At 67.6% G+C, this 23,701-nt stretch carries 21 protein-coding genes; 10 read left to right on the top strand and 11 right to left on the bottom strand.

Features of this window, described 5'->3' with window-relative positions:
- Positions 1 to 87: 87 nt before the first annotated feature.
- From AB0M14_RS32715 to AB0M14_RS32705, 3 genes are all read right to left on the bottom strand, one after another.
- On the bottom strand, positions 88 to 1,347 hold the full coding sequence (locus AB0M14_RS32715; protein WP_365002224.1) for a helix-turn-helix domain-containing protein: 1,260 nt from the start codon (positions 1,345 to 1,347) through the stop codon (positions 88 to 90).
- A 190-nt stretch (positions 1,348 to 1,537) separates the two neighbouring features.
- A complete protein-coding gene (locus tag AB0M14_RS32710) occupies positions 1,538 to 1,765 on the bottom strand; it encodes a hypothetical protein (protein WP_365002222.1) in 228 nt (75 codons plus the stop codon).
- Positions 1,766 to 1,987: 222 nt separating this feature from the next.
- Positions 1,988 to 2,785: an SAM-dependent methyltransferase gene (locus tag AB0M14_RS32705; protein WP_365002219.1), complete on the bottom strand. Its 798-nt coding sequence runs from the start codon at positions 2,783 to 2,785 to the stop codon at positions 1,988 to 1,990.
- A 322-nt stretch (positions 2,786 to 3,107) separates the two neighbouring features.
- On the opposite strand from AB0M14_RS32705, the gene AB0M14_RS32700 reads away from it, so the two are divergent.
- Positions 3,108 to 3,332 (top strand): DUF397 domain-containing protein, encoded by a 225-nt coding sequence (locus AB0M14_RS32700; protein WP_365002217.1) that lies wholly within the window; start codon positions 3,108 to 3,110, stop codon positions 3,330 to 3,332.
- Positions 3,333 to 3,421: 89 nt separating this feature from the next.
- Complete coding sequence (locus AB0M14_RS32695) at positions 3,422 to 4,309, top strand: helix-turn-helix transcriptional regulator (protein WP_365002214.1); 888 nt, start codon at positions 3,422 to 3,424, stop codon at positions 4,307 to 4,309.
- Between the two features lie 410 nt (positions 4,310 to 4,719).
- On the opposite strand, the gene AB0M14_RS32690 is transcribed toward AB0M14_RS32695, so the two are convergent.
- Entirely contained in the window at positions 4,720 to 4,947 is a 228-nt protein-coding gene (locus AB0M14_RS32690; protein WP_365002211.1) for a hypothetical protein, read from the bottom strand.
- 479 nt (positions 4,948 to 5,426) lie between these two features.
- A complete protein-coding gene (locus AB0M14_RS32685) occupies positions 5,427 to 5,900 on the bottom strand; it encodes a DUF2599 domain-containing protein (protein WP_365002208.1) in 474 nt (157 codons plus the stop codon).
- Between the two features lie 106 nt (positions 5,901 to 6,006).
- Here AB0M14_RS32685 and AB0M14_RS32680 point away from each other — a divergent pair, with 106 nt between their 5' ends.
- The 4 genes from AB0M14_RS32680 (at position 6,007) to AB0M14_RS32665 (ending at position 10,320) form a co-directional block, all read left to right on the top strand.
- Positions 6,007 to 7,128: a lipase family protein gene (locus AB0M14_RS32680; RefSeq protein ID WP_365002205.1), complete on the top strand. Its 1,122-nt coding sequence runs from the start codon at positions 6,007 to 6,009 to the stop codon at positions 7,126 to 7,128.
- Positions 7,129 to 7,365: 237 nt separating this feature from the next.
- Positions 7,366 to 8,523: a lipase family protein gene (locus tag AB0M14_RS32675; protein WP_365003029.1), complete on the top strand. Its 1,158-nt coding sequence runs from the start codon at positions 7,366 to 7,368 to the stop codon at positions 8,521 to 8,523.
- Positions 8,524 to 8,776: 253 nt separating this feature from the next.
- On the top strand, positions 8,777 to 10,162 hold the full coding sequence (locus AB0M14_RS32670) for a lipase family protein (protein WP_365002202.1): 1,386 nt from the start codon (positions 8,777 to 8,779) through the stop codon (positions 10,160 to 10,162).
- 32 nt (positions 10,163 to 10,194) lie between these two features.
- Positions 10,195 to 10,320 (top strand): hypothetical protein, encoded by a 126-nt coding sequence (locus AB0M14_RS32665; RefSeq protein WP_365002199.1) that lies wholly within the window; start codon positions 10,195 to 10,197, stop codon positions 10,318 to 10,320.
- 383 nt (positions 10,321 to 10,703) lie between these two features.
- Here AB0M14_RS32665 and AB0M14_RS32660 read toward each other — a convergent pair whose 3' ends face one another.
- Complete coding sequence (locus AB0M14_RS32660; protein ID WP_365002197.1) at positions 10,704 to 12,254, bottom strand: acyl-CoA carboxylase subunit beta; 1,551 nt, start codon at positions 12,252 to 12,254, stop codon at positions 10,704 to 10,706.
- Between the two features lie 425 nt (positions 12,255 to 12,679).
- Between AB0M14_RS32660 and AB0M14_RS32655 the strand changes: the two genes are divergently transcribed.
- Entirely contained in the window at positions 12,680 to 13,630 is a 951-nt protein-coding gene (locus AB0M14_RS32655) for an acyl-ACP desaturase (RefSeq protein ID WP_365002194.1), read from the top strand.
- Complete coding sequence (locus AB0M14_RS32650; protein WP_365002191.1) at positions 13,627 to 14,679, top strand: alpha/beta hydrolase family protein; 1,053 nt, start codon at positions 13,627 to 13,629, stop codon at positions 14,677 to 14,679. The genes AB0M14_RS32655 and AB0M14_RS32650 overlap by 4 nt, the downstream gene beginning before the upstream one ends.
- A 70-nt stretch (positions 14,680 to 14,749) precedes the next feature.
- Here the strand turns inward: AB0M14_RS32650 and AB0M14_RS32645 are convergent, their stop codons facing one another.
- Both AB0M14_RS32645 and AB0M14_RS32640 read right to left on the bottom strand, forming a co-directional pair.
- A complete protein-coding gene (locus AB0M14_RS32645) occupies positions 14,750 to 15,709 on the bottom strand; it encodes a MaoC family dehydratase N-terminal domain-containing protein (protein ID WP_365002189.1) in 960 nt (319 codons plus the stop codon).
- 14 nt (positions 15,710 to 15,723) lie between these two features.
- Entirely contained in the window at positions 15,724 to 16,320 is a 597-nt protein-coding gene (locus AB0M14_RS32640) for a YdcF family protein (protein ID WP_365002186.1), read from the bottom strand.
- Positions 16,321 to 16,624: 304 nt separating this feature from the next.
- Between AB0M14_RS32640 and AB0M14_RS32635 the strand changes: the two genes are divergently transcribed.
- A complete protein-coding gene (locus AB0M14_RS32635) occupies positions 16,625 to 17,842 on the top strand; it encodes a lipase (protein WP_365002183.1) in 1,218 nt (405 codons plus the stop codon).
- Positions 17,843 to 18,052: 210 nt separating this feature from the next.
- Entirely contained in the window at positions 18,053 to 19,108 is a 1,056-nt protein-coding gene (locus tag AB0M14_RS32630) for an alpha/beta hydrolase family protein (protein WP_365002180.1), read from the top strand.
- 1 nt (position 19,109) lies between these two features.
- On the opposite strand, the gene AB0M14_RS32625 is transcribed toward AB0M14_RS32630, so the two are convergent.
- From AB0M14_RS32625 to AB0M14_RS32615, 3 genes are read right to left on the bottom strand one after another with little or no spacing between them, the layout of a single operon-like run.
- A complete protein-coding gene (locus AB0M14_RS32625; RefSeq protein WP_365002178.1) occupies positions 19,110 to 20,498 on the bottom strand; it encodes a condensation domain-containing protein in 1,389 nt (462 codons plus the stop codon).
- A gap of 35 nt (positions 20,499 to 20,533) precedes the next feature.
- The gene (locus tag AB0M14_RS32620) at positions 20,534 to 22,111 is read right to left on the bottom strand and encodes a glycosyltransferase family 39 protein (RefSeq protein ID WP_365002175.1); all 1,578 of its coding nucleotides are present in this window, start codon (positions 22,109 to 22,111) and stop codon (positions 20,534 to 20,536) included.
- The gene (locus tag AB0M14_RS32615) at positions 22,108 to 23,691 is read right to left on the bottom strand and encodes an MFS transporter (RefSeq protein WP_365002172.1); all 1,584 of its coding nucleotides are present in this window, start codon (positions 23,689 to 23,691) and stop codon (positions 22,108 to 22,110) included. The genes AB0M14_RS32620 and AB0M14_RS32615 overlap by 4 nt, the downstream gene beginning before the upstream one ends.
- Between the last annotated feature and the right edge of the window lie 10 nt (positions 23,692 to 23,701).

Genomic DNA, 23,701 nt, shown 5'->3' with positions numbered 1-23,701 from the left:
GATGGCCGGGGATTTCAGGATCTCGCGTTCAGGTGCCCGAGACCTACGGTTCCGCGCATCGACTGCACAACAGATTCGCGCGGACGCTTAAAGGCGGCGTGCGACGGTGCGATCGAGGTCGCGGGCCAGCAGTGCGATCGAAGCCTGCGAGATGCCCGCGGAGGTCGCCAGATCGATGGAGGTGAGCTGGGCGATGCGGCGCAACCGGTAGTCGACGGTATTGGGGTGCACATAGAGCTGACGCGCGGTCAGCTGCCGGTTCATGTCGTTGCCGAGGTAGGCGCGCATGGTGTCGAAGAGTTCGGGATGGGCGTCCAGCGGATCCAGGATGGTGGCGATGCGCCGGGTCGCCGGGCCGCCACGGGTCAGCTGGTATTCCACGGCCAGGTCGGCCATTTGATAGAGGCCGGCCGAACGGCCGCCGACCCGGACCAGATTCAGCAGTTCGTGCGCCTGGTCGGCGGCGTCGGGAATCTGATCGGTGTCGCTGGTGACGAGGGTCGCGGTGAGCGGGACCTCGGCGGCCTGGGCCAGACGATCCAGGGTGCCGGAGTCGAGCGCGGGCGCGTCGTCACCGTTCGGGATGAGCAGGGTGCCGCCCTTGGTGGAGAGCAACGCCAGCGCCTGGGATTCGAACACGGTGGCCAGCGCGGACTGTAGTCGGCGCAGCTTGCGCCGCGCGGCCACCTCGGAGTCGACGCGGGGATCGCGCTCGTCGGGATGCTGCGGAACCGACAGGGCCACCACGTGATACGACTCGGCGACCGGCATTCCGGCCTGCCGTGCCAGCGCCGAACTGCCGCGCCCGCTGAGCAGGGCCGAGGCGAGAGTCTGTGCGGCGGTCTGATGTTCGCGGGCGACGAGGTGCTGTTCCTCGACGTAGGCGTCGGAGACCGCGACGGTGATGGCTTCGAGCAGTTCCAGCATCAGGTCGGTGGCGACCAGTAGTTCGTCGACGTCGTCGGCCTTGGCCTGTGCGGTCACCAGACCCAGCGCGATGCGGATGCCTTCGTGATAGGCCCGCAGGATGGTGCCCAGCGGCACGGCCTCCCGGGCCCATTGGGTGGCGGCCTCGCGGATCTCGGTGAGCCGTTCGTCGTCGGGAACGGCCCGGCGGTCGAACATCTCGGCGGCCAGCGTGAGCACGCTGCGGGTCAGTTTGGTGACATCGCCGCGCAGTTGCTCGCCGGGCAGCGTGCGGCACGGCGCCATACAGGTGGCGAAGTAGCCGACCATTCGCGAGGCCACCCGATCGGTGTTCTGCAGTGGTACCGAGGCGGGCCGGCCGCCGATTTCCAGTGCCGCAGCGGGTAGTTCGGTGGTCAGATCCAACGCGGAGAAGGTCATAGGTGTCGCTTCCAATGCCACATCGGACGTAATAGAACTGCGCCCGAATCGTTGCATCACTATACGAAAAAGTTATGAACCCGGGGAAGCTTCAGTCAGATCCATTGCTCCGCAAACCCACTGTGCGGGACCCGAACGAGCGGGAAAAGCCCTGGCTATCGGTTGTCAAGGGCACCAAGCGATTACGAAGCTACTCGTCGTCCAGTCCCGCGGACAGGTAGGCCGCCGCGGCCAGCCACTGGCGGCAGGCGGGGCCGTGCACCTCGTGGGCGTAGAGGATCTCGCGGGCCCGCCGGTAAGTGAGACTGCCCGGTTCGTCTCCGCATTCGGCGTCGAAGCCTACTGCGGGGCGCCGGGTTTGAAGACCCGTCGCGCTCGCGGTGGCGATCCGGTGGGGAGTTCTGCATGCCTGGTTCATCTCGACCGCCCTCGCGTCTGGCGATGGGGAGGCGATTTCGGTGGCAACGCCGGCGCGAACTCCCTGCGTACCTCCCCGGTTAACTGCATTCGAGTTTATGCGTCTGCACCTTGCAGATGCAAGTACATTTGCACGCTCGACCAACTCCGCTGAACATTTACTGGCCCACAACAAAAGACAGTTCCGACCAGTTGGTCGGAACTGTCTTTTCGGGAATACCGATTACCGCTTGCGCGCCACCCCGCCATAGGCGGAGATCGGCCGGATCTCGCCGATGTCGGTCGCGTCCGCCCGCCACTGGGTGATGGAGACGAACCCGGGCTCGACCATTTCCAAGCCGTCGAAGGCCGCGCGGATCTGTTCCTGCGGACGCGGGATATACGGCGTCCCACCGGTGCCCGTGTAGTTCTCGCAGAGCGTCACGTAGGCCTTGCTGTCGTCGGTGCCGTCCCACAGCACCAGATAACTGCCGGAGGGCACCGACCCGATCACGGTGTCCACGATGCGCCGCAGATCCTCGTAGGTGCGGGCGTGGCCGAGCACGCCCATGAACATGACGCCGATCGGCTCTTCGAAATTCAGCACGTTCTTGGCGTCGGCGATGATCTGCTCGGGGTAGTGGTAGTCGGCGTCTATATAGGTGGTGACGCCCTCGGCGGTGGTGCTGGTCAGTAGCGCGCGCGCGTGGGTCAGCACCAGCGGGTCGTTGTCGACGTAGACGATTTTCGCTGTGGGAGTGACGCTTTGGGCCACTTCGTGGGTGTTCTGCATGGTCGGCAGGCCGGTGCCGATGTCGAGGAACTGCGAGATTCCGTGCTCCTGCGCCAGGAACTTCACCGCTCTGATGAGGAACTGCCGGGACTGCACGGCCATGGTGCTGATGTCGGGATCTACTTCGAGGCCGGCGTCGCCCGCGATTCGATCGATTTCGTAATAGTCCTTGCCCCCCATCCAGTAGTTCCAGATTCGGGCCGAATGCGGGATATCGGTCCGGATCAGTGGGGCGTGGTCTTCAGGCATGGCGGCTGACTCCTCAGCGAGCGGTGTAACCGCGGCACGCCGAGAACGGGTGCCGCGAATGGCTGGTGCATCCGATGTGCACTGTGACAGTACAAGATTCGGCTTCCCGAAGCGGGGCGGATGGCCGAGCTGAACACGGCTTTTTCGGGCGTGTCGGGAATGGTGCCAATAAAGCCGACCAGTAGGTATGAAACTCCTTGTGCGCCATGGTGAACTTCGTGCTACCGTTCGAATGTCGGTGCAAATGCAAGAACATTTGAGAGTGCATCTGCAAAACCGGCCTTCTATGGATCTCTACACTGCGGAACCGAGGAGTGGGGAAATGTCCGACACCACTGCACGCAAGATCGAAACTGCTTGGCGTAAGAGCTCGTTCAGCGGCCCCAGCGGCGGCAACTGCGTCGAACTGGCGCAAGCCTCCGGCGGCCTGGTGGCCATGCGTAATTCGCGTGACCCCGAGGGTGCGATGATCTTCTACACCCGTCCGGAGATCGACGCGTTCGTCCGCGGCGCGAAGGCAGGAGAATTCGACGATCTGACTTGCTGAGCGGTAACATTGCGGTCGGTGCGGTGTGTCTCTAGACGGCGCGTTTGTGACACACTGGTGGGCAACCTCGAGTATCGGAGACGAACTCCATGATCGCAGAACCCGATGACGACGGTCGTGTGCAATCGGTTGTCGCGGAACGTGGTCCGACTGTGCTTCGGATCGCGCTCGGCGGACAGTTACGCAAACTCCGGGAGAGTTGCAACATCACCCGGGAGGCCGCGGGCGATGCGATCCGCGGGTCGCACGCCAAAATCAGTCGTCTCGAGTTGGGCCGCACCGGCTTCAAAGAACGAGACATCCGAGACCTGCTGACGCTCTACGGGATCACCGATCCCGATGAACGCGAGCGATTCCTGGATCTGGCCAGGCGGGCCAACGAGCCCGGCTGGTGGCATCGCTACAGTGACCTGCTGCCGTCGTGGTTCGGCACCTACCTCGGCTTGGAGCAGGCGGCCAGCAAGATCCGTACCTACGAAGCGCATTTGGTGCCTGGGCTGTTACAGACGCCCGACTATGCGCGGGCCGTGCTGTCGCTCGGCAGCGACGACGCCGACACCGATCGACGCGTCGCCGTGCGGCAGCATCGCCAAGAATTGTTGTACCGCGTGGATCCGCCGGTGCTGTGGGCCGTGATCGATGAGGCCGCGCTGCATCGGCCGGTCGGCGGTCCCGGCGTGCATCGCGATCAGATGCGGCACCTGTGCAAGCTCGCGCTGCTGCCGAACGTCACCGTCCAGGTGCTGCCGTACGCGGCCGGCGAACACGCCGCCGCGGGTAGCTCGTTCAGCATTCTGCGCTTCTCCGAGCGCGAACTGCCCGACATCGTCTACCTCGAACACCTCACCAGCGCTCTGTATTTGGACCGCCGGCAGGATCTCGAGATGTATCTGACGGTGATGGACAGGCTGAGCGTGCAGTCCCTACCGCCGGACAAGTCCATCGATCTGATCACCGACTACGCGGCGGCGCTCTGAGGGGGCTGTAACCTCCCCGTGGCAACGCAAACCGTACAAACGCAACAGTGCGGGCGACCGATTCGGTCGCCCGCACTGCTGTGTTGCTGGGATGGGTGAGCGGGGCCGCAACGCGGCCGAATTCGTCTGGCTGACTGCCGGATCCGCAGGGCACGCCTACCGGCCGCCGAGACCGGCACCGCAGAGCGGGTGAATTGTCCGTTATTCCAAGCGAATCGGCCGCGGCGCCCGCCGGAGCGGGTCGCGTCGCGCTGGATCCGGACTGGGCCGCCGAAAGGCACCTGTGCTGGTGGACGGTACCGGCGGCGAAAGTGTCCCTCGGGTGTGGCAGCCCGCGCTGGTGAGCGCGGGTACACCCGATAGTTACTGTGGCACAGCGGTATTCGGTCCGCTGTGCCGCAGCCGACGTGCTACTGCTTGATGCAGCTGGACGCGATGCGCCAGAAGGCCGACGGCTGCAGGACGTTCATGTCCCAGTCGTCGGCCATGGCGTGGGCCGTGGAGACGATCCGATCGATATCGAAATCGTTCCTGGTGGCCGCGCCGGTGGACTCGACGGCATCGATGACGAACGCGACTGCGGTATCGCGCGAATATGGTGCTTTCCGGTGGCCGCTACGGGCCGACGATGTGCTCATGGTTGTACCGTTCGCTGGCTGGTCGGCCAATGCGGCATCGGCGAAGCCGAGCCGGCCGCCGTAGTGTGGTTGGTTCATTCGAACGCCCCTTTGGTCTGGCGGCAGCAAACCTTTGGCAACATCACCATCGGCTCGCTCACGCGGCCTCCCCTGGTTGTCCCCTGTAAAGCCCTGCGAGACTGAGTTTAGGGCTGGCGGCCTTTCAGATGCAAGTACATCTGCACTATCGATTGCATTCGCACTACGCGTTTTTCACGATTCCAGGCGCTTTACGCACAGTCCCGACCGGGTGGTTTTGTTGACGTTGCCGAGACCACGAGACGAATTTGTGACTAGGTCGGCGATGGCCTTGCTGACCAGGGCGGAAACCGGTCACACGGGCTTGGTTGTCGATACCGCTGAACGTGTTCGAGCCCGTTGTTCGAGGGAATGCGTCAATCCAACTTGGCAGTAAGTTAACTGGCTATCGAATAGTTAATTTATCGCTCCGGTCCGCCCGGATTGCACGAGGCGTCAACCGTCGCTTGATAACCGACGGCCGGTCGCCACGGTTCGAGATTCCAGCTCGGTTTGTTCGGCTGGACCAGGCGAGCCCACACCCAGTGGCAAATGAACTGATCACGCATGCCTGGAGAATCGGCGTCCGGCGTCGCGGTGACCACCTCCTGCCAGGCGCGTTCGTCGGATCCGGGAGCGCTGGTCTGCCGTCCCGCCACAGTCGGGAAGACGAGCAGCCGGTCGCCGTCGAGGGCAGCGGTCCACTCGGTGCGATCGATCAAGGGGAGTCCGGCGTAGGGATCGACGACGGGGGTGGCGCTGCTGCTCGGCGCGGTAGTCACCGGCGGAACGGTCGTCGTTTCCGGCGCGGAGACCGGTTGCGGGCCGGGGCCGCAACCTGCCAGCGCGAGGACGCCGGCCAGGCCCGCGAGGCGCGGCCACAGATGTTCGGGCACGGGTCGGCCTTTCTGTCGCTCGAACATCCGAGCGTAGTCACGCCTTGACGCCACCGATTGTGGTGTCTTGATCGGCCACGCCGAACCTGGCAATAGTCAGTCGGTGATGCGGACTCAGATCATGACGGGTGCGGCGGGCGTCGTGATCGCTCTCGCCGTCGCCTTGGCGCCGCCTGCTTCGGCACAGTCCACGGCTCCGGGCACGGTGACCGAGGTGGTAACCGCGCCGGAACGGGTGCGGCTGGCCGCGGCGGCTTCGGCGCAGCGGATCACCTATTGGTCGCGCGGGCCGCGCGGGCCGATGCAGAGCACGGGAATGGTGTATCTGCCCCCGGGTCCACCGCCGCCGGGCGGCTGGCCGGTGGTCGCGTACGCGCACGGCAGCGTCGGCATCGCCGATCAATGCGCGTTCACCCTGCAACCGCGCGACTACTACCTCGCCGAGGTGTACCCGCAGCTGCTGCGCGCCGGGTTCGCGGTGGTGGTCTCCGACTACGTCGGACTCGGTACTCCGGGCACCCACCCCTATCTCGACGGCCCGTCACAGGCGCGCAGTGTGATCGATGGCGTCCGCGCGGCCCGCGCCGTGGCTGCGGAGCTGAGTACTCGATGGGCGGTGCTCGGTCAGTCCCAGGGTGGGCAATCCGCGCTGTTCGCCGCGCACCTCGCACCCACCGACGCGCCGGAGCTGCAATTGCGCGGGGCCGCGGCCACCGGGCCGCCGTCGAATCTGGAACTCATCGCGCCGCTGCTGGGCCCGTGGGTGCCGCGCCTGCCGCTGCGGATGACGACCGCGTACTTCGCCATGATCGTGGCCGGACTGCGCGCGACCGCACCGGAACTCGACGTCGACAGTTACCTGACCGACGCCGGACGCGCGGTGCTGGACGTGGTCGAGTCGAATTGTGTGACCGAGGCCGACGAGCAGGTGCGCAACGTGGCGATCGGGGACATGCTGAACCGGCCGCTGCTGGACCCGGCGCTGATCGCGGCCGTCCACTCGATGCTGCGGATCCCCGTCGAGGGGTATTCCGTTCCGCTGTTCATCGGTCAGGGCGTCGCGGACCTGGAGGTGCCGGCGCCGCTGAGCGCCAAACTGATCGCCGAACTGGAACTGGCGGGGGCGGACCTGCGGGTCGGCGTCTACCCGGGTGATCATCTCGGCGCGGCCCGGCAAGCCTTCCCGGACGCCCTGGCCTTCCTGCATCGTGTGCTCGATCAGCCCTGATCGGCTGTCGATAGGGGACTGTTCCGAGACCGCGTGGTCCGAGTACACAGACCGAATCCGCCAAACTTGTGAATTGCCAACATATTCCCGCCATACCCTGCCGCTCGGCGGTGACCGTCGTCGAGGATGATCTCGATCGTCGGACCATGGGAGAGGCTTACGTCGATGGGGTATGCCCTACGTTCGGAAAAGAGAGCACTGACGCGGGTGGTGGGCGCGCTGGTGCTGGGGATTGTCATGGTGCTGGCCACCGCCGCCGGTTCACACGGCGCACCGCTGTATCCGGAGCCCGATCCGGACCCGTTCTATGCCACGCCGGCGGATCTGGCCGAGAAGAAGCCTGGTGACGTGCTGGGCGTGCGGGCGATGCCGCCGCTGCTGGTCTTCCCGGACACCACCGTGACGCTGGTGCGATTCCGGTCGACCAACTCCGAGGGCAAGCCGATCGCGGCCACCACCACGGTGCTGACCCCGCGCTCGCATCAGCCCGACGGGCCGCTGTTGTCGTTCCAGCACATCATCAACGGACTGGGCGCGGAATGCTCGGTCTCGCGGGTGCTCTACACCAGTGACCCGAACCTGCTGGTGCGCGAGGCGCCCGGCTGGAACGTGCTGCTACAGCGCGGCTGGAGCGTGGCGCTGCCCGATCACCTCGGCCCGAACTTCGCCTACGGCGCGGCCAAACTGGGTGGTCAGATCACCCTGGACGGCATTCGCGCGGTCAAGCGGGTGGACGAGCTGCGGGTGGCCAAGAGCCCGACCACGATGATCGGCTACTCCGGCGGCGGCATGGCGACCGCGTGGGCGGCGGCGCTACAGCCGAAGTACGCACCCGAACTGGAGATCGCCGGCGCCGCCATGGGCGGGGTGCCGATGAATCTGGTGAAGATGATGGAGGGCCTCGGCCTCGGCGCGCATCCGGTGTTCGGGCTGGCGCTGGCCGCCGGGCTCGGGCTGGAACGGGAGTACCCGAAGCGGTTCCCGCTCAGCGAGCAGCTCAACGACCGCGGTTTGGCCGCGCGCGCCGCGATCGCCAACAGCTGCACCAACGACATCATCGCCACCGGCGCGGGGCGCGGGGCGATGGACTTCGCGAAGACCACGTCGATGATCAACGACGCCGAGGCGCGCGCGGTGGTCGAGGAGAACAGCCTCGAACTGTATGACGGGGTGCCGAAAACGCCGATCTTCGAATGGCATTCGCCGATCGACGGCCTGGTGCCGGTGGACGCGATCGTGAACACCAACAGGCACTGGTGCGCGGGCGGGGCGAAAGTCCAGGCCGAGCAGATCCCGGTGCCTGATCATCTGACGGCCGCGGTGCTGGGTATCCCGGCGGCGCTGGGCTGGCTGGACGCACGTTTCCGAGGGGAGCCCGCACCGAGTAACTGCTGAGTCACCAACGCGTCGATGGCGCTCGAATCCCGTTCGTAGTGTGCGGGATTCGAGTGGCATTGTTGCGATTCGGCGTCATGGCGACGCCAACTGGGGTGTAAACGCCTGTGCGAGCGAGCTCTTGCCGCTAGCCTGAGTTTCCTGTGCCCGGTTCCGCAGGGGCATTTCGGGGGACTGGCACCGCACAGATATCCGAAGGCCGCGACGTTCCGGGGTACAGGGACATCGACGTCGCACCCCAGGGGCTTGTGCCATGAAAAGTACGCGCGCACTGCTTTTCGCAGCGCTGTTGTTGTGCCCGCTGTTCGCCGCTCCCGCGGCGGCGCAACCGCCGGCCCCGCCGATACCCGATCTCTCCGGTGGCTTGCTACCCGGGATCCAGCAGTGGATCGATCAGGTCATCCCGCCCCCGCCCATCAATCCGGTGCCGCAGCCGAACGCGCCGGAGCTGGTCGAATCCGCCGGTGGCGCACCGGGACTCGCGGCGCTGTGGCAGGCGACGCTGCCCAGTAACGTCGGCGACGCGATGTTCGACGCGTGGCCGCCGGGTCTGGCCGACTACGCGCCCGGCGAGGTGATCGAGGTCCGTGATGTCACCGCGACCGCGGGCGTACTGGTGCTGGTGCCGTTCCGGCAGGCGCTGCTGCTGAAGTATCGCACCACCGACGCGCACGGGCGGCCCTCCTTCGCCACCGCGACGCTGGTGATCCCGCACGGCGCCTGGACCGGGCCGGGGGATCGGCCCGTGGTGGTGAACAATCTGCCGATCGACGCCCTCGGCCGGGACTGCACGCCGGGCTACAGCCTGGCGCACGGCTTGGCCGCCGAGATCAGCGTGACCGACTATCTCCCGCCGACAACGCAATTGGCGTTGCTGCGCGGTTACGCGGCGCTGATTCCGGACCATCAGGGTCCGTGGATGGCCTACGCCGAACCGTACGTCGCCGGGCACGCGATTCTCGACGGAATCCGGGCCGTGCGCGGCCGGATGCCGAACGAGTTCGGGGACAGCGCATTCGGCATGCTCGGCTACTCCGGCGGCGCCATCGCGACGCACGGCGCGGTGAAGCTGCTGGCCGGCTACGCGCCGGAGCTGGTCGGGGTGGTGGCCGGCGCGGCGCTGGGCGGCGTGCCCGCCGACTACGAGATCCTGGCGCGCAGCATGAACGCGAACCTGGCCTCGGCGGTGTTCATCGCCGGCGCCTTCGGGGTGGCCCGGGAACGCCCCGAGATCCTGGGCCGGATGAACAATTTCGCGCAGTGGGTGTCCACCTCCCCGGCGAAGGACCTGTGCGCCAGCATCTTCGGCGCGGCCGGGGTGTTCATGCTGCCGATCGACATCGCGGCCAACTTCCCGGACCCGCTGAACTCCGAGTTCGCCGCCGAGATCTTTCGGGTGACGCGCATGGAGGGGATGAAATCCGCTGTGCCGCTCTACATCTACAACGGCGAGCAGGAGTTCTGGATCCCGGCGGAAGGCGCGCGCAACCTGTATCGCGAGCAGTGCGCCCTCGGCGCGAACGCCGTGTACCGCAGCGTGTTCGGTGAGCACATCGTCGGCGCGGTGCTCGGCTATCCGGAGGCGGTCGCCTGGCTCGATGAGCGGATGCGCGGAGTTCCCGCCACCAGTGAGTGCTGAAAGCCGGTGCGGCCGTGTGTCACTGTCTGGTCATGACAGTGCGCTGGACGGGGCCGGACCAGCCGCAGGGTAAGTCGCAGGTGGCCGACACGGTCACCACGATCTCGCCGCTGTTCCTGGCGGACGGTGCGCGGACCTCGGCCGCCCGCGCCGGATAGCCACAGGCGGGGCACTTGCCGAAGTAATTCAGAATCTCCCTGACGACCGTGGCCGGCTCGTCTCCTTCACTCATATTTCGACAGTAGGTGACTTTAACCTTTTGTGCTGTGGATCACAGTGGTTTGCGTCGGTGTCACAACGCCGAATCGGGCGAATCGTGAAAGCGAACAACGGTTCAGGGTGTGGCGGGTCCATCCGAGTATTGGGTAGGGAACAAACGCGGCGGACCCGCCACCGGCCCGACCCCTACGCGGCGAACGAAGGATCGGGCTCGACTACGAAAGTAAGCGACGCACAACGGATTCGGCAGATCGAGGGCGGGAAATCGGAGATTCCCTCACGCCGCCGCGACGGCGTTGTGATCAGCCACAGTTCGTTCGGTTCACATCGGAAACAGATTGTGCTTGCGCGGGTTCGACCGCCGGGTCGAGGTCTTGTCGCGTAGGAGCCGCAGCGCCTTCCGAATCTCGAGCCGGGTCTGCGACGGCTCGATGACGGCGTCGATGTAGCCGCGCTCGGCCGCCGTCCAGGGGGTCGCCACGGTCGCGTTGTAGAAGTCGATCATCTGACCGCGCACCGCCGCCCGCTGGTCCGGCGGCGTCACCGCCAGCTGCTTGCGGCCCACGATGCTCACCATGGATTCCGCGCCCATCACCGCCAGCCGGGCGGTGGGCCAGGCGAAGCTGATGTCCGCGCCGAGCTGCTTGCAGCCCATCACCGCGTAGCCGCCGCCGTAGGCCTTGCGCGTCACGACGGTCACGATCGGCACGGTCGCCTCGATCAGCGCGCGGAACATCCGGCCGCCGCGCTTGATGACGTGGTTGCGTTCCTCGTCGACGCCCGGCAGCACTCCGGGGGTGTCGACCACGTAGATCAGCGGGACGTGGAAGGCGTCGCACAGCCGGATGAAGTGGGCGGCCTTGTCCGAGCAGGCGGCGTCCAGCGCGCCGCCGAGCACCAGCGGCTGGTTGGCGACCACGCCGACCGGGCGGCCGTCCACGCGCGCGAATCCGGTGATCAGGTTCTGCGCGCTGCCGGCGCCGAGTTCGTGGAACGCGCCGTCGTCGAAGATGCGCAGCAGGATGTCGTGCATGTCGTAGCCGACCTTGTCCGAGTCCGGCATGAACCGGTCCAGTTCACGATCGGAGTCGGTGAGCTCGGGTTCGAGGCCGGGGTTGAGCACCGGCGGCTGCTCCAGGCAGCTGGTCGGCAGGTAGCTCAGGTAGTCGCGGGCCCAGGCGAAGGCGGCCTCCTCGGTCTCGGCGACGTGGTGCACCGTGCCGTTGGCCTGCAACGCCTCGGCGCCGCCGAGCTCCTCGGCGGTGACCTCGGAGCCGGTGACGGCCCGGATCACCTCCGGGCCGGTCACGAACATGTAGGAATCCTTGGTGGCGACCAGGACGTCCATGTTGATGGGCCCGTAGACCGAGCCCGCGGCGCATTTGCCGAGCATGATCGCGACCATCGGCACGTAGCCGGAGAGGTCCTCCTGCCAGCGGCACATGTTCGCGTACCAGGCCAGCGACGTGACGCCGTCCTGGATGCGGGCGCCGCCGGAGTCGTTGACGCAGACCACGGGGCAGGCGTTGTTGAAGGCGAACGCCATGGCGGCCTCGACCTTGCGGCCGAACATCTCGCTGACCGAGCCGCCGTAGACGGTCTGATCGTGCGAGATCACCACCACCGGGCGGCCGTCGATAGCGCCGCGGCCGGTGACCACGCCGTCGCCGTACATGGCCTCACCGCCGCCGGGCTTGCGCACCAGCGCGCCGAGTTCGATGAAGGAGCCGGGGTCGAGCAGCATCTGCACCCGTTCGCGGGCACTGGGTATGCCTTTGGACTTGCGTTTCGCGATGCCGGTCTCGCCCGCGGGTTCGGCGGCGAGCTCCAGGATGTCCCGGAGATGATCCAGCTTGTCGCGCGTAACGCTCATGTGCTCTGTGTAGCCCTTCGAACTCTCGGTGGCCCGCCTGTGCTGCCGAGTCGACGGTAACCCAGGGTGCGCCGCTCGATGCTAGCGGTGTGCCGGGGTCCGGCACGGGGATTCGAAGGATGTCGTAGGAGAACTTCACAGCGTTACGGGCCCGTGGTGAGGGGATACCACTGATTTCGGCTCGGCCGTGGTCGGCGGGCTTAGTCTGTCCGCGACGCAGCGCCGGGAATTGCGCGGCCGGCGCTGCGTCATTATCCGTAATTCTGCACCGGTGAATCATCGTGATCTGCTTGTGATTTCGCCCAACGCGCGGGAAGTCGGCTGGTGACATGCCTGATTCCGGCGTCGAACCGGCGGCGTCCGGCGCGATTCGGCCTAGCCTCGGATCCACCCTGAAAGCCTGCGGGGGACAAAGGAGTTACTCGGTGCCTGCTAGCTTGACCGACCTGGACATCTTGCGCGAACTCGAACCAGCCGCGGAACGTCTGCTCGAGGATCACCTGCGCAAGGCCAAGGCCTGGAATCCGCACGACTATGTACCCTGGGATGACGGGCGTAATTTCGCTGCCCTCGGCGGCAGCGATTGGGAGCCGGAGCAATCGCAATTGTCGGAGGTGGCGCGGGTCGCGATGGTGACGAATCTGCTCACCGAGGACAACCTGCCGTCCTATCACCGGGAGATCTCGGAATCGTTTTCCCTGGACGGCGTCTGGGGTACCTGGGTCGGCCGCTGGACCGCCGAGGAAAATCGTCACGGGATCGTCATGCGGGACTATCTGGTGGTCACCCGCGCGGTCGATCCGGTAGCCCTGGAGCAGGCGCGCATGGCGCATATGACCACCGGCGTCGCGAAACCCGAGAAAGGGCCGCAGTTTCTGCGCTCGGTGGCCTATGTGACGTTGCAGGAGTTGGCAACTCGAATCAGTCACCGCAATACCGGAACCGCCTGCGCCGAACCCGTCGCCGAAGCTATGCTGCAGCGGATCGCCGCCGACGAAAACTTGCATATGATCTTCTACCGGAACCTAAGCGCCGCCGCGCTGGACCTGCAACCGAACGAGATGCTGCGCGCGATCACCGATATCGTCACGCGCTTCCAGATGCCCGGGCTCACCCAGCCCAACTTCCGCCGCCACGCTGTCCTGCTGGCCAAGCACGGCATCTACGATCTGCGCCAGCACCTGGACGTGGTGGTGCGCCCGGTGCTGCGAGCCTGGGATGTCTTCGAGCGCAACGATCTCACCGATGACGGTGCGCGCGCCCGCGACGAACTGCACGCCTACCTGGAAGAACTGGACCTCAAGGCGCGCCGGTTCGAGGAGCAGCGCGACCGCGCCGCCGCCCGAGAGAAACAGCGGGCTACCGCGAGCGTATGAACAGACGACTACCCCGAGCAGCCGCGGCGATCGTAGCCATCGCCGCGGTTGCCGCCGTGCCGGTGATCGCGGAAGTCGGTGCGCAGCCGAACAATCCGATCCTGGACCAGATCACGACCCCCACCCCGCCGCCGACCGTCGACCCCAAGATGACCCGCACCGGCCTGCTGCGCACCGAACCGGTCGGCCCGCGCCGGGAACGCCTGCACATCGCTTCGGCGGCGATGCGACGGGAAATCACCGTCGACGTGCTGCGCGGCAGCGGTGCAGCACCTCGCCCGGTGCTCTACCTGCTCGACGGCGTCGACGGCGACCCCACCTCCGGCTGGATCACCAAGGGCGGGGCCGCGGAATTCTTCGCCGACAAACCCGTCGACGTGGTGCTGACCAGCGGCGGCACCGGCAGCATGTACTCCGACTGGGTGCGCCACGACACGGCGCTCGGATTGAACCGGTGGGAGACCTTCCTCACCGAGGAGCTACCGCCGATCGTCGAATCCCTGCTGCGCTCCAACGGGAAGCGCGCGATCGCCGGTGTCTCGATGGGCGCGCAGGCCGCGATGATGCTGACTCAGCGTCATCCGGGCCTGTACGGAGCGGTCGCCGGGATGAGCGGCTGCTATTCCACCGCGGATCCACTGGGCCACGCTGTCACCACGATCACCGTCGCCTCCCGCGGCGGCAACGTGGAAAACCTCTGGGGCCCACCGACTTCCCCGGAGTGGGCGGCCCACGATTCGGTGCTCGGCGCCGAAAACCTGCGCGGCACAGCGATCTACCTCTCGGCCGCAAGCGGCGCGCCCACCGCCGCCGATCTGGTCGCCATCGCGAACGCGCCATCGGTAGTCGACGCGCTGCGCATGGCGGGTGGCGGTACCGCACTCGAAGCCGGCGCGCGCCAGTGCACCGAGCGGTTCGCGGGTCGGCTGAGCGAACTGGAAATCCCTGCGACCGTTGAGTATTCGCCGCAGGGCATGCACACCTGGCCGGATTTCGAAGCGCAGTTGCCACGCGCCTGGCGGGTGCTCGCCACAGCGCTCGGTCTGTAGCTGTGGCCCGGCGCTCGGGCTTGTGGCTGTGCCCCGGCGCTCGGGCTGTAGCTGCGCCATAACGCTCGGCCTATAGCTGCGCCGCGGGGAAGCGCATCTCCGCGGCCGCGTACCCGAAGAGCCGGCGTCCTTCGGCCCGGGCGTCGAGGGACACGGTGGCCTTGCGGCGGCGCGGATCCTTCGAGGTGATCCGGCCGCGGAACTCGATCGGGCAGGGCTGCTCCACCGAGACCCGCAAAGCGTGCGTGTAATGCGCGAACTGGGCGCGAAAGCGCAGTACCGCCGACGGATCGCCGGACCAGGCGCTCAGATATCCGGCCGCGAGACCGAGTTTGAGCATGCCGGGGGCTATCACGGCGGGGCGATCTCCGGGCCCGCCGAGGACGCGCGCGTAGCGATTCAGGTCGGTGCGGGTCAGGTCGATGATCTGGGCGGGTAGTTCGCAGCCGACCGACAGGGCGTCGAAATCCACTGTGGTGCGAGGCATTCGGAGCGAGACGGGTCGTGCGAGGGTGGCCGGGCGCACCGGATCCAGGGCGGCCCGCCGGGCCGGGCCCGGATTGCCGTCTCCGGTCCGGGCGAGCAGCGCCGTGGAACCGGTCTGCACCACGGCGCCGCGCTGATCGGTGAGCACGGTCTTGATCGCCAGCACGTCGTAGGCGGCGAAATGCCGGAAGGATTCGAAATAGGCGCGGCAGGTGAGCCGGTCGCCCGCGACCAGCGGCCGTACCGGATCGAGAACCTGATCGGCGTGCAGAATTCGATCCGGGTCGTAACCGGGCACCAGGGAGTCCAGAATTTCGCGCTGGGCTTGGGTCAGAATGACCGACCCGAAAGTCGGCGGCGCGATCAGCGCCGGGAAACCGAGGGCGGACGCGGCGCTGTCGCGCCAATGCGCCGGATGGAAATCATGAACTGCGAGGGCGAATTCGCGAATACGTTCCCGGGTCACCTGGTAGCTGGCGGCGGGGAAGTTACGCAGGGTCACGGGTGCGCCCGCATGCGCAAAAGCCGCGGCGAGATCACTCATTATTTGCTCCTCTTTCAGGCCGGGCCGAAGGGCAGGGCAAGCATCGGGATCTGCTCGGGCGTCAGGGTGCCGCTCACCGCGACCCCGGCGGCGGTGAAATCCCCGGCCGCGCGATCGATGTGGTCGGCGGAGGTCACCACCACCGCGTCCCGGGCGCCGATCTCGCGCATGATCCGCGCGGAGTGCTCGGCGTTCTCGAGGGTGCAGGTGGCGTCGGGTTCACGGTGGATCCGGTCGGCCGGAATGCCGTGGGCGATCAGCCAGTCGGCCATCGCGCCCGCCTCGGTGACGCCGTTGCGCGGGTTGCCGCCGGTGACGATGATCGGCGCCGCCGGCGCGAGCAGGGCCTGCACGAATCCGGTGTGCAGGCGGGCGACCAGCTCCGGGCGCATCGCGCCGTCGGGCAGCAGGCCGTAGCCCAGGACGACGATCGCGGTGCCGGGCCCGCGGAACCCGAGCTGGGTCGTGGTGGCCGGCGCGGGATCGGTGATCGCGGAACCGGAGTTCTCGGCGTAGGTGGCCGGGGCGCTCAGCAGTACCGCGGTCGCGCCGGCCAGGCCGGCGGCGACGCACAGCGCCGGGTGGTTGCGCAGGGTGAACGAGTCGAGCATGGCGATCTCCGTTGATTAGCCACCGAGTGGCCGCGATGGCTGAGGAATTACTGCTCCCATGATTGCGCCGGGCAGGCCGAAGTTGACCCGGCTTTTTCGGATATGAGGAGAATTCACCGTTGCGGGACATCGGTTTTGGGACCGTCCGCATATGCGGAGAAACGGTGCTTCAGAACCGGGACTGTGCCCGATCCCTGTTTCGGCTCGAGCCGCTTCGTGAGGTGTCCAGATACAGATCTGTTACATCGTTTTCCGGGTGGCCGAGTTCTAGCGTCTTCCGCAGTCGTTCACAGGAAGGCTAGTTATGAAACGAAGTACCTGCGGCCGCTCGGCCCGTTGGAAAGGGACCGGCGCCGCGGTGGTGATGGGCGTTTCCGTCCTCGCCATGAGCTTTGCCGGCGTTCCGGCGCAAGCCGAGCCGGAACCCGCGCCCACCGAGCAGACATTGGCCGAATACATCCAGGCGGGTCTGAAGGTGCAGCCCGTCGCCGATTCGGGCAGCGGTCTCGGTTCGTCCTGCAACTCCGGCAGCGGCGCCGGCTCGGGCAACGGGTCCGGCGACTGCTACGGCGGTTCCGGCTCCAGCTCCGGCTCGGCCGGCGGATATTCCAGCGACACAGTCGGTTTCGGCCCGGCGCAGTCCTCGTGGCTGGCGGCGTTCGGCTACGGGTTGCTCAACCCCGACGTCGCCCCGCCGGGCACCAACGACTGGAATTGCAAGCCCACCGCGGCCAATCCGCGGCCGGTCATCGCGGTGCACGGCACCTGGATGAACGCCTACAACGGCTTCGCCTACATGGGCCAGCCGATGAAGGACGCGGGCTTGTGCGTGTTCACCTTCAACTACGGCCGCTCCAACCTGCTCGAGGGCGGCGGCCTGGGCTCGGTGCTGCCCGGCGTGATGGGCACCGGCTACATCCAGGATTCGGCCAAGCAACTGGCCACCTTCGTGGATCGGGTGCTGGCCGCGACCGGCTCGGATGAGGTCGACATCGTCGCGCACTCGCAGGGCGGCTCGATGTCGAACTGGTACACCAAGTTCGAGGGCGGCGCGGCTAAGGTGAAGAACCTCGTCACCTACGGCGCCACGCACCACGGCACCAGCCTGATCGGCATCGGCGGGCTCGGCCGGATGATCAACAATCTCGGCATCGACATTCTCGGCTTCATCGAGATCTTCGTCGGGCACGCGGGCATCCAGCAGACCATCGGCTCGGATTTCGTGAACCAGCTCAATGCCAACGGCGACACCGTTCCCGGGGTCGACTACACCGTGGTCGCCACCCGGTACGACGAGGTCACCAACCCCTACGACCTGACCTTCCTGAAGCCGGGTCCAGGGGCGACGGTCAACAACATCCTGCTGCAGGACGGCTGCGAGCAGGATCTGTCCGACCACCTCACGGTGATGTACTCGCCGCGGGCGCTGTCCATCGCGCTGCGGGCCATCGACCCGGCGGGTCACCCGCAGCTGACGTGCACGTTCAACCCGTGGCTGATCGGGGGTGGTGGCTCCCTGTAAAGACCGGTGCCCGCCGCGCTTCCATCGACCCTGACTCCCCGAGGGTTGCGCGGCAGCACCAGACGCCGGATGCCGCACTCGGACAGGGCTGCCCCTCGCGCCTGTTCCGGACGCACGATCCCGGCGGCCGGCCCACCGAGCGGAATCCGCACACATTCCCCGCTCGGTGGGTTCCGGCGTTGTTTCGTTCTCGGAGATTAGGAGTAGGCGATGCGAGCCATTGCGGTCGCTGCCGTTTCGATTGCCCTGCTGGCCAGTGCGCAGGGCGCCGGGGTCGCGACGCCCGGTGAGCCCGCCGAACCCATTCCGGCGCGGGCGTTCTCGGCCGCTCGGCCCGCGCCGAACGGCTCACATCTGATCTCCGCGGCGCAGGGGAAAGGACGGGTGGTCGATCTGACCGTGCACTCGGCCGCGATGGCGCGGCCGGTGACGGTGGCGGTGCTGCCCGCGGCGGACCCGTCCCGGCCCGCACCGGTGCTGTATCTGCTCAACGGCGTCGACGGCGGCACCGACGACGGCTACTGGCCCCGGGGCAGCAACTGGCTCACCAAAACCGATGCGGCGCAGTTCTTCTCCGACAAGCAGGTCACCGTGGTGATCCTGATGGGCGGGCAGGCCAGCTTCTACGCGGACTGGCTGGCCGACGACCCGGCGCTCGGCCGGCAACGCTGGACGACCTTCCTGACCCGGGAGCTGCCGCCCATCGTCGACACCGCGTTCAGCGGCACCGGCGCGAACGCCGTTGCGGGATTGTCGATGGCGAGCGGAGCCGGGTTCCGGCTCGCGCTGGCCGCGCCGGGGTTGTACCGCGCGATCGGGTCCTACAGCGGCTGTATCCGCACCAGCGATGCGCGCGGTCAGGCGATGGTGCAGGCCGTGGTCGCCGCGCGCCTGGGCAACGCGGTGAACCTGTGGGGGCCGCCCGCCCACCCCGCCTGGGCCGCGAACGACCCCTACCTGCACGCCGGGAAACTGCGCGGCACAACGATCTACGTGAGCACCAGCAGCGGCCTGCCCGGCCCGCTCGACACCTTGGGCGCACCCGGCATCGACTTCAACCCCCTCGAGCTGGTCGATCAGTTGCTGATCGGCGGTGTACTGGACGCGGTGACCCAGCGCTGCACCGAGCAGCTGCGAGATCGCTTCGCGGAGTTGGCGATTCCGGCCACCTTCGACTTCCGTCCCGCCGGCACGCATTCCTGGGGCTACTGGCAGCAGGATCTGCACAACTCCTGGCCGCTGTTCGCCGCCGCGCTGGACGCGTGACCTACTCGCCGATGCTGTCCAGGAAGACCGACTTCAAGGTCGCGACGTAACGGCGTACCGATTCGTGCGCGACCGGAGTGTCGGGGAAGATCACGCTGAGCGAGGTGCCCGAAGGGAAGCGGTTGATCCACATCAGCACTTCCTCGGTGGCGGCGCGGTTGGCGTAGACGCCGCCGCGCGCGATGTCGAAGAACTCGTTGCCGTCGAAGTCGCGGGCATCGACGTAGGAGATCATCGGGGTGGACCAGTCCGGGCTGAGCTCGATCCCGGCTTCGGGGGCCAGTTCCAGGATGCGGTGGTGCGAGACCGTCAGCAGCCGTAACCCGGTGGTGTAGGCGCGTTGTGCCCCGGCCAGGGTGCGGGCGAAGGGCGCGGTGGCGCCCACCGGGAAGCCGATCGGGACGAGCGTGACGTACCAGCCGACCGAGGCGATCTCCGCGACGGAGCTCCGGGTGCTGATCGGGGTCATGCCGAAGTAGTAGTCGCTGCCGGTGAGTTCGCGTTCGGCCAGGGCCGCGGCCGCGAAGATGCCGCCGGGGAATTCGGCGCCGTGCTCCCGGCAGAGGTCCTCGAAGCGTTGGGCGGCGTCCGCGTCGAACAGCGGGATCGTCAGGTGCGCGCTGCGGTTGTAGCCGTCCGTGCGTTTGCCGAGATCCAATGGGAAGGCAGGCAATTCGCCGTCGTTGCCGCGGAGCAGCTCGAGCCATTTGCGGACCGCGGGCGTGGCGGGGGTCAGGGCGGCGGAGTGCCGGCGTTCGCGGGCGCAGTAGTCGAGGTAGCTGGCGGGTGCGGGGAGCTCGGGAATGTCGTCCCAGCCCATCTCGCGGCCGTAGAGGTGGGCGAGGTCGAAACACGAGAGGTATTGGGCGACGCCGTCGGTGTGCAGGTGATCGACCGCGAGGTAGACCGTGGTCGAGGAGTCGTGCTCGATCGCGCCGAAGCTGAAGCAGTCCCACTGGAACGGTCCCGGGGTGGTCTTCTGCACGTGCTGGCGCAGACCCTCCGCGTTGTCGACCTCGCCGTGCTCCGCCGAGGTGAATTCGACGTCCGCCGGCGGCACCAGGTGCCGCTGCACCGTCCCGCCGGACTCAAGGGCGAACCACGTGCGAAAGGTGTCGTGCCGCAACAGGAACGCGGTGATCGCCCGGGTCATGGCGGCCCGGTCCAGGCGGTCGGGCACCTCGGCGGTGACCACGCACAGCCCGGAGTAGCGGAAATCCGCTCCGGCATGGCGATCGGCCAGCCGCAGGTAGGCCTCCTGCTGATGCGACGGCGGCGCGGGGTGCGCCGGGGCCCGCGCGGCCCGCGCCACCGACGCCGCGGACGCGTGCCAGCTGACCAGCCGGCCCGGGGCCGGTTCCCATTCTTCGATCAGGCCGAAACTGACCACGGGTGTACCTCGATTCGTTGATGTGCGGGCTGGTGTCAGTGCGTGGTGCCGTCGACCACCAGCAGCCGGCGCATACCCGGCCACGCCGCCGACCAGAGCGTGCCGGGATGTCGGCACTTCCACACCGAGACAAAGCGATTCACGCCTGGGTAGCCGAGCCGGTCGTCCAGTCGGACGAGCTCGGCGGTCTCGGCGAAATCGAGTCCGAGCGCGGTCTCGGGGTGGTCGGTCCCGACATAGAGGATCGTGGTCGCGGTGTCCGGTGGCGCGCCGAAATAGGCGAAGCCGCGGTTGGGGCTGTAGACCGCCGGCAAACCCAGAGGCGGGCCGTAGTGGTCCAGAGCGGCTGCCTGCCAATAGTTCTGGGTGACCAGCACCAGCCCCGGCAACTGCTCGGCCGGCACCTGCCGATAGGCGTCGTCGACGCCTTCGACCAGTTCGTTCCAGCCGCTCGGTCCGTATAGGCGGACCCGCCAGTCGATTTGGGAGTACTGGTCGGTGGGCTGGCGCATTCCGGACTGGGGGAGCGGCAGCGCGACGACGGCGGTGACGCAGAGCGCGGTGGCGGCGGCGGTCAGCACGACCCCGGTCGTCCGGATCGGCCGCGGTACACCCACCTCGGCGAGATAGACCGCGCCCGCGGCGAACAGGCCGGGAAACGCCGATACCACGTAGTAGGGCCGCAGCCCACCGCCGATGATCGCCGCCAGCCCGGCGACCACCACCGGAATCAGGAAGCGGTAGGGCTGGATTCGCGGTGACCGGAAGCCCGCCCACAGGCTCGCCAGGAGCAGCACGCCGATCGGTCCAGTCAGGAGGGCGACCTCCCACGGTATGGCGGTCAACCCGGCGACGGCCGACTGCTCGTCACGCACGACCGCGCCCATCGCCACTTGCGGCCAGTCGTTGTCGTGCTGCCAGAGCACGGCCGGAACGGCGGAGGCGGCGAGCAGGCCCGAGCCCAGCCACCATGCGGGCCTGCGGAATACCGCGCGCGGGCCCAGCAGCGCGAAGCCGAGGGCGAAGGCCGCCCACACCAGCGGGATCAGCCATTTCACCTGGAAGTCCAGGGCCGCGACGGCGCCCGCGAGCACCAGCAGATAGTCGCTGTGGGTGCGGACCCAGCGGATGAGCAGCCAGCTGATCAGTGCGGTGAGGGTGGCCTCGAGCGCGTAGGTGCTCAGCATCGCCGACTGTGTGACGGCCGCGGGTGTCACGGCGTAGGCCAGTGCGGCCAGGGTCTGCGGGCCTCGCGCGCCGCCGAACTCGCGGGCGATCAGCGCACTGAGCACGATCGCGGCCAGGGTCATCAGGAGTGCGGGCAGGCGCACCGCCACCGTGGATCCCGGCGCGAGCTGGTCCGCGAACGCCGCCAGCAGCGGCGTCGCCGGCCCCTGATCGGCGTAGCTCACGGCTGGGCGCTGGCCCGCGGCGATGAAATACAGCTCGTCGGCGATGAAGTCGTAGCGATCGAGGCGTACGAACAGCAGCGACCCGGTGACCAGGACGATCGCCGAAACCTCCCACCAGGCGAACGCGGGCAGGCGGTCGGCGGCGCGGTGGCGACCGGCGCCGGACAACCGCCCCTGCCAGGGAGCCGCGCCCTTCCTCATCGGGGTTCGGCCTGCGCGGGCAGCGCGAGCGTGAGCGCACCCATGGCCAGGGCGACGACCGCGATCGCCGCGAACATGGTGATGCTGCCGGAGAGGGTGTGCGAGCGGAAGAACACGGCGCTGAGCAGAGCCAGCCCGACGCCGTTGCCGATCTGTTCGATGGTCGGCAACAGGCCGGACGCCGCGTCCATCTGGCGTTGACTCAGCCCTGCGAGCATCAGCGGTTGCAGTTGCACACCGAACAGTCCGACGCCGAGTCCGGACAGGAAGATCGGCCCGGCCGCGAGCCGCAGGTCGACCACGCCGCCGGTGATCTGCAGATACGCCGCGCCGATGGCGACGCAGACGCCGTAGGCGGCGATACCCACGGCCAGAGTCCGTACCCCCCAGCGCTGCACGAGCCACGGCGAGGCGAGCGCGCCCGCGCCCGCGCCGAGCGCGAACGGCGTCATCGCCAGGCCGGTGCGCAGCGGGGAGAAGTGCAACTCGTCCTGGAGGGTGATCGACACGGCGAAGACGAAAGCGGTGAACAGGCCGAAGAACGAGGCCACCAGCAGCGCGCCGACGGCGAAGCCGCGATCGGCGAACAGATCGAGCCGGACCAACGGGCCGGCGCTGCGCCGTTCCGAACGCAGGAACAGCAGGGCCAGCCCGACGGACGCCACGATCACCGCCAAAGGCCCCGGCCGCCAGCCGTATTGGTGAATATCGGCCAGGGCGTAGAGCAATCCGAACAAACTGATCGTCGACAGCGCCACCCCACGCAGATCGAACGGTGCCCGCTGAGCGGGTTTGCCGAGCCGCAGGAACCGGAATGCCAGCCCGAACGCAAACACACCGAGCGGCACATTGATCAGGAACACCGAATGCCACCCCGTCCCCGCGATATCGGCGGTGACCAGCACCCCGCCGACGATCGGGCCGAGCATCCCCGCGAACCCCGCCACCCCGCCGTATAGCGCGAACACCAGCGGATGCCGTTCCCGCGGAAAGCTCGCCGTGAGAATGGCGATGGTCTGCGCCGCCATCCCCGCGCCGGTCACCCCTTGCACGACCCGCGCCGTAACCAGTTCTACTGCGCTGGTGGAAATTCCACACCACACCGAGGCCGCGGTGAACGCGACCACCGAGAGCAGGAACATCCGCCGCCGCCCTACCCGCTCACCCAGCCGCGCCGCCGTGAGCAAGGTACACGCGAACGCCAGCGAGTAACCGGACACGATCAACAGCTGCGCCGACGCCGAAGCTCGCAGATCCGAGGTGATTGTCGGCAACGCGGTATTAACGATCGTCACATCGATCATCTGCATGAACACCGCGACCAGGCACCCGGTGAAGGCCAGCCACGCCGCCAGCTCATCCTTCGCCGGCCACGGCAGCCGCCCCAGGGCCCCGCCACGGTCGGCCCACTTCGGCATGCGGGCACCACGGGTTTCTGTCGTGACTCCGGCGTCGCCTGACCCCTCTGCCGCCTCGGCGTCATGCGTGCTGGTTGCCGGACCGGCGTCGTGCGTGCTGGTTGCCGGGCCGGCGCTGTGCGTCTTGTCCGTCACCACGGCGTCGTGAGTCTTCTTCGTCACCGCGGCACAC

The sequence above is a fragment of the Nocardia sp. NPDC051832 genome (assembly GCF_040681285.1).
Classification (GTDB): Bacteria; Actinomycetota; Actinomycetes; order Mycobacteriales; family Mycobacteriaceae; genus Nocardia.
The sequence above is the reverse complement of the archived record's forward strand: the minus strand, read 5'-3'. Positions and strand labels throughout refer to the sequence as shown.

Coding starts and splice junctions, on each gene's coding strand:
- AB0M14_RS32650 (WP_365002191.1), top strand. CDS start 13,627: ATGAACAGACGACTACCCCGAGCAGCCGCGGCGATCGTAGCCATCGCC.
- AB0M14_RS32670 (WP_365002202.1), top strand. CDS start 8,777: ATGAAAAGTACGCGCGCACTGCTTTTCGCAGCGCTGTTGTTGTGCCCG.
- AB0M14_RS32695 (WP_365002214.1), top strand. CDS start 3,422: ATGATCGCAGAACCCGATGACGACGGTCGTGTGCAATCGGTTGTCGCG.
- AB0M14_RS32690 (WP_365002211.1), bottom strand. CDS start 4,947: ATGAGCACATCGTCGGCCCGTAGCGGCCACCGGAAAGCACCATATTCG.
- AB0M14_RS32705 (WP_365002219.1), bottom strand. CDS start 2,785: ATGCCTGAAGACCACGCCCCACTGATCCGGACCGATATCCCGCATTCG.
- AB0M14_RS32675 (WP_365003029.1), top strand. CDS start 7,366: ATGGTGCTGGCCACCGCCGCCGGTTCACACGGCGCACCGCTGTATCCG.
- AB0M14_RS32665 (WP_365002199.1), top strand. CDS start 10,195: ATGACAGTGCGCTGGACGGGGCCGGACCAGCCGCAGGGTAAGTCGCAG.
- AB0M14_RS32640 (WP_365002186.1), bottom strand. CDS start 16,320: ATGCTCGACTCGTTCACCCTGCGCAACCACCCGGCGCTGTGCGTCGCC.
- AB0M14_RS32635 (WP_365002183.1), top strand. CDS start 16,625: ATGAAACGAAGTACCTGCGGCCGCTCGGCCCGTTGGAAAGGGACCGGC.
- AB0M14_RS32715 (WP_365002224.1), bottom strand. CDS start 1,347: ATGACCTTCTCCGCGTTGGATCTGACCACCGAACTACCCGCTGCGGCA.
- AB0M14_RS32680 (WP_365002205.1), top strand. CDS start 6,007: ATGCGGACTCAGATCATGACGGGTGCGGCGGGCGTCGTGATCGCTCTC.
- AB0M14_RS32620 (WP_365002175.1), bottom strand. CDS start 22,111: ATGAGGAAGGGCGCGGCTCCCTGGCAGGGGCGGTTGTCCGGCGCCGGT.
- AB0M14_RS32660 (WP_365002197.1), bottom strand. CDS start 12,254: ATGAGCGTTACGCGCGACAAGCTGGATCATCTCCGGGACATCCTGGAG.
- AB0M14_RS32645 (WP_365002189.1), bottom strand. CDS start 15,709: ATGAGTGATCTCGCCGCGGCTTTTGCGCATGCGGGCGCACCCGTGACC.
- AB0M14_RS32700 (WP_365002217.1), top strand. CDS start 3,108: ATGTCCGACACCACTGCACGCAAGATCGAAACTGCTTGGCGTAAGAGC.
- AB0M14_RS32710 (WP_365002222.1), bottom strand. CDS start 1,765: ATGAACCAGGCATGCAGAACTCCCCACCGGATCGCCACCGCGAGCGCG.
- AB0M14_RS32630 (WP_365002180.1), top strand. CDS start 18,053: ATGCGAGCCATTGCGGTCGCTGCCGTTTCGATTGCCCTGCTGGCCAGT.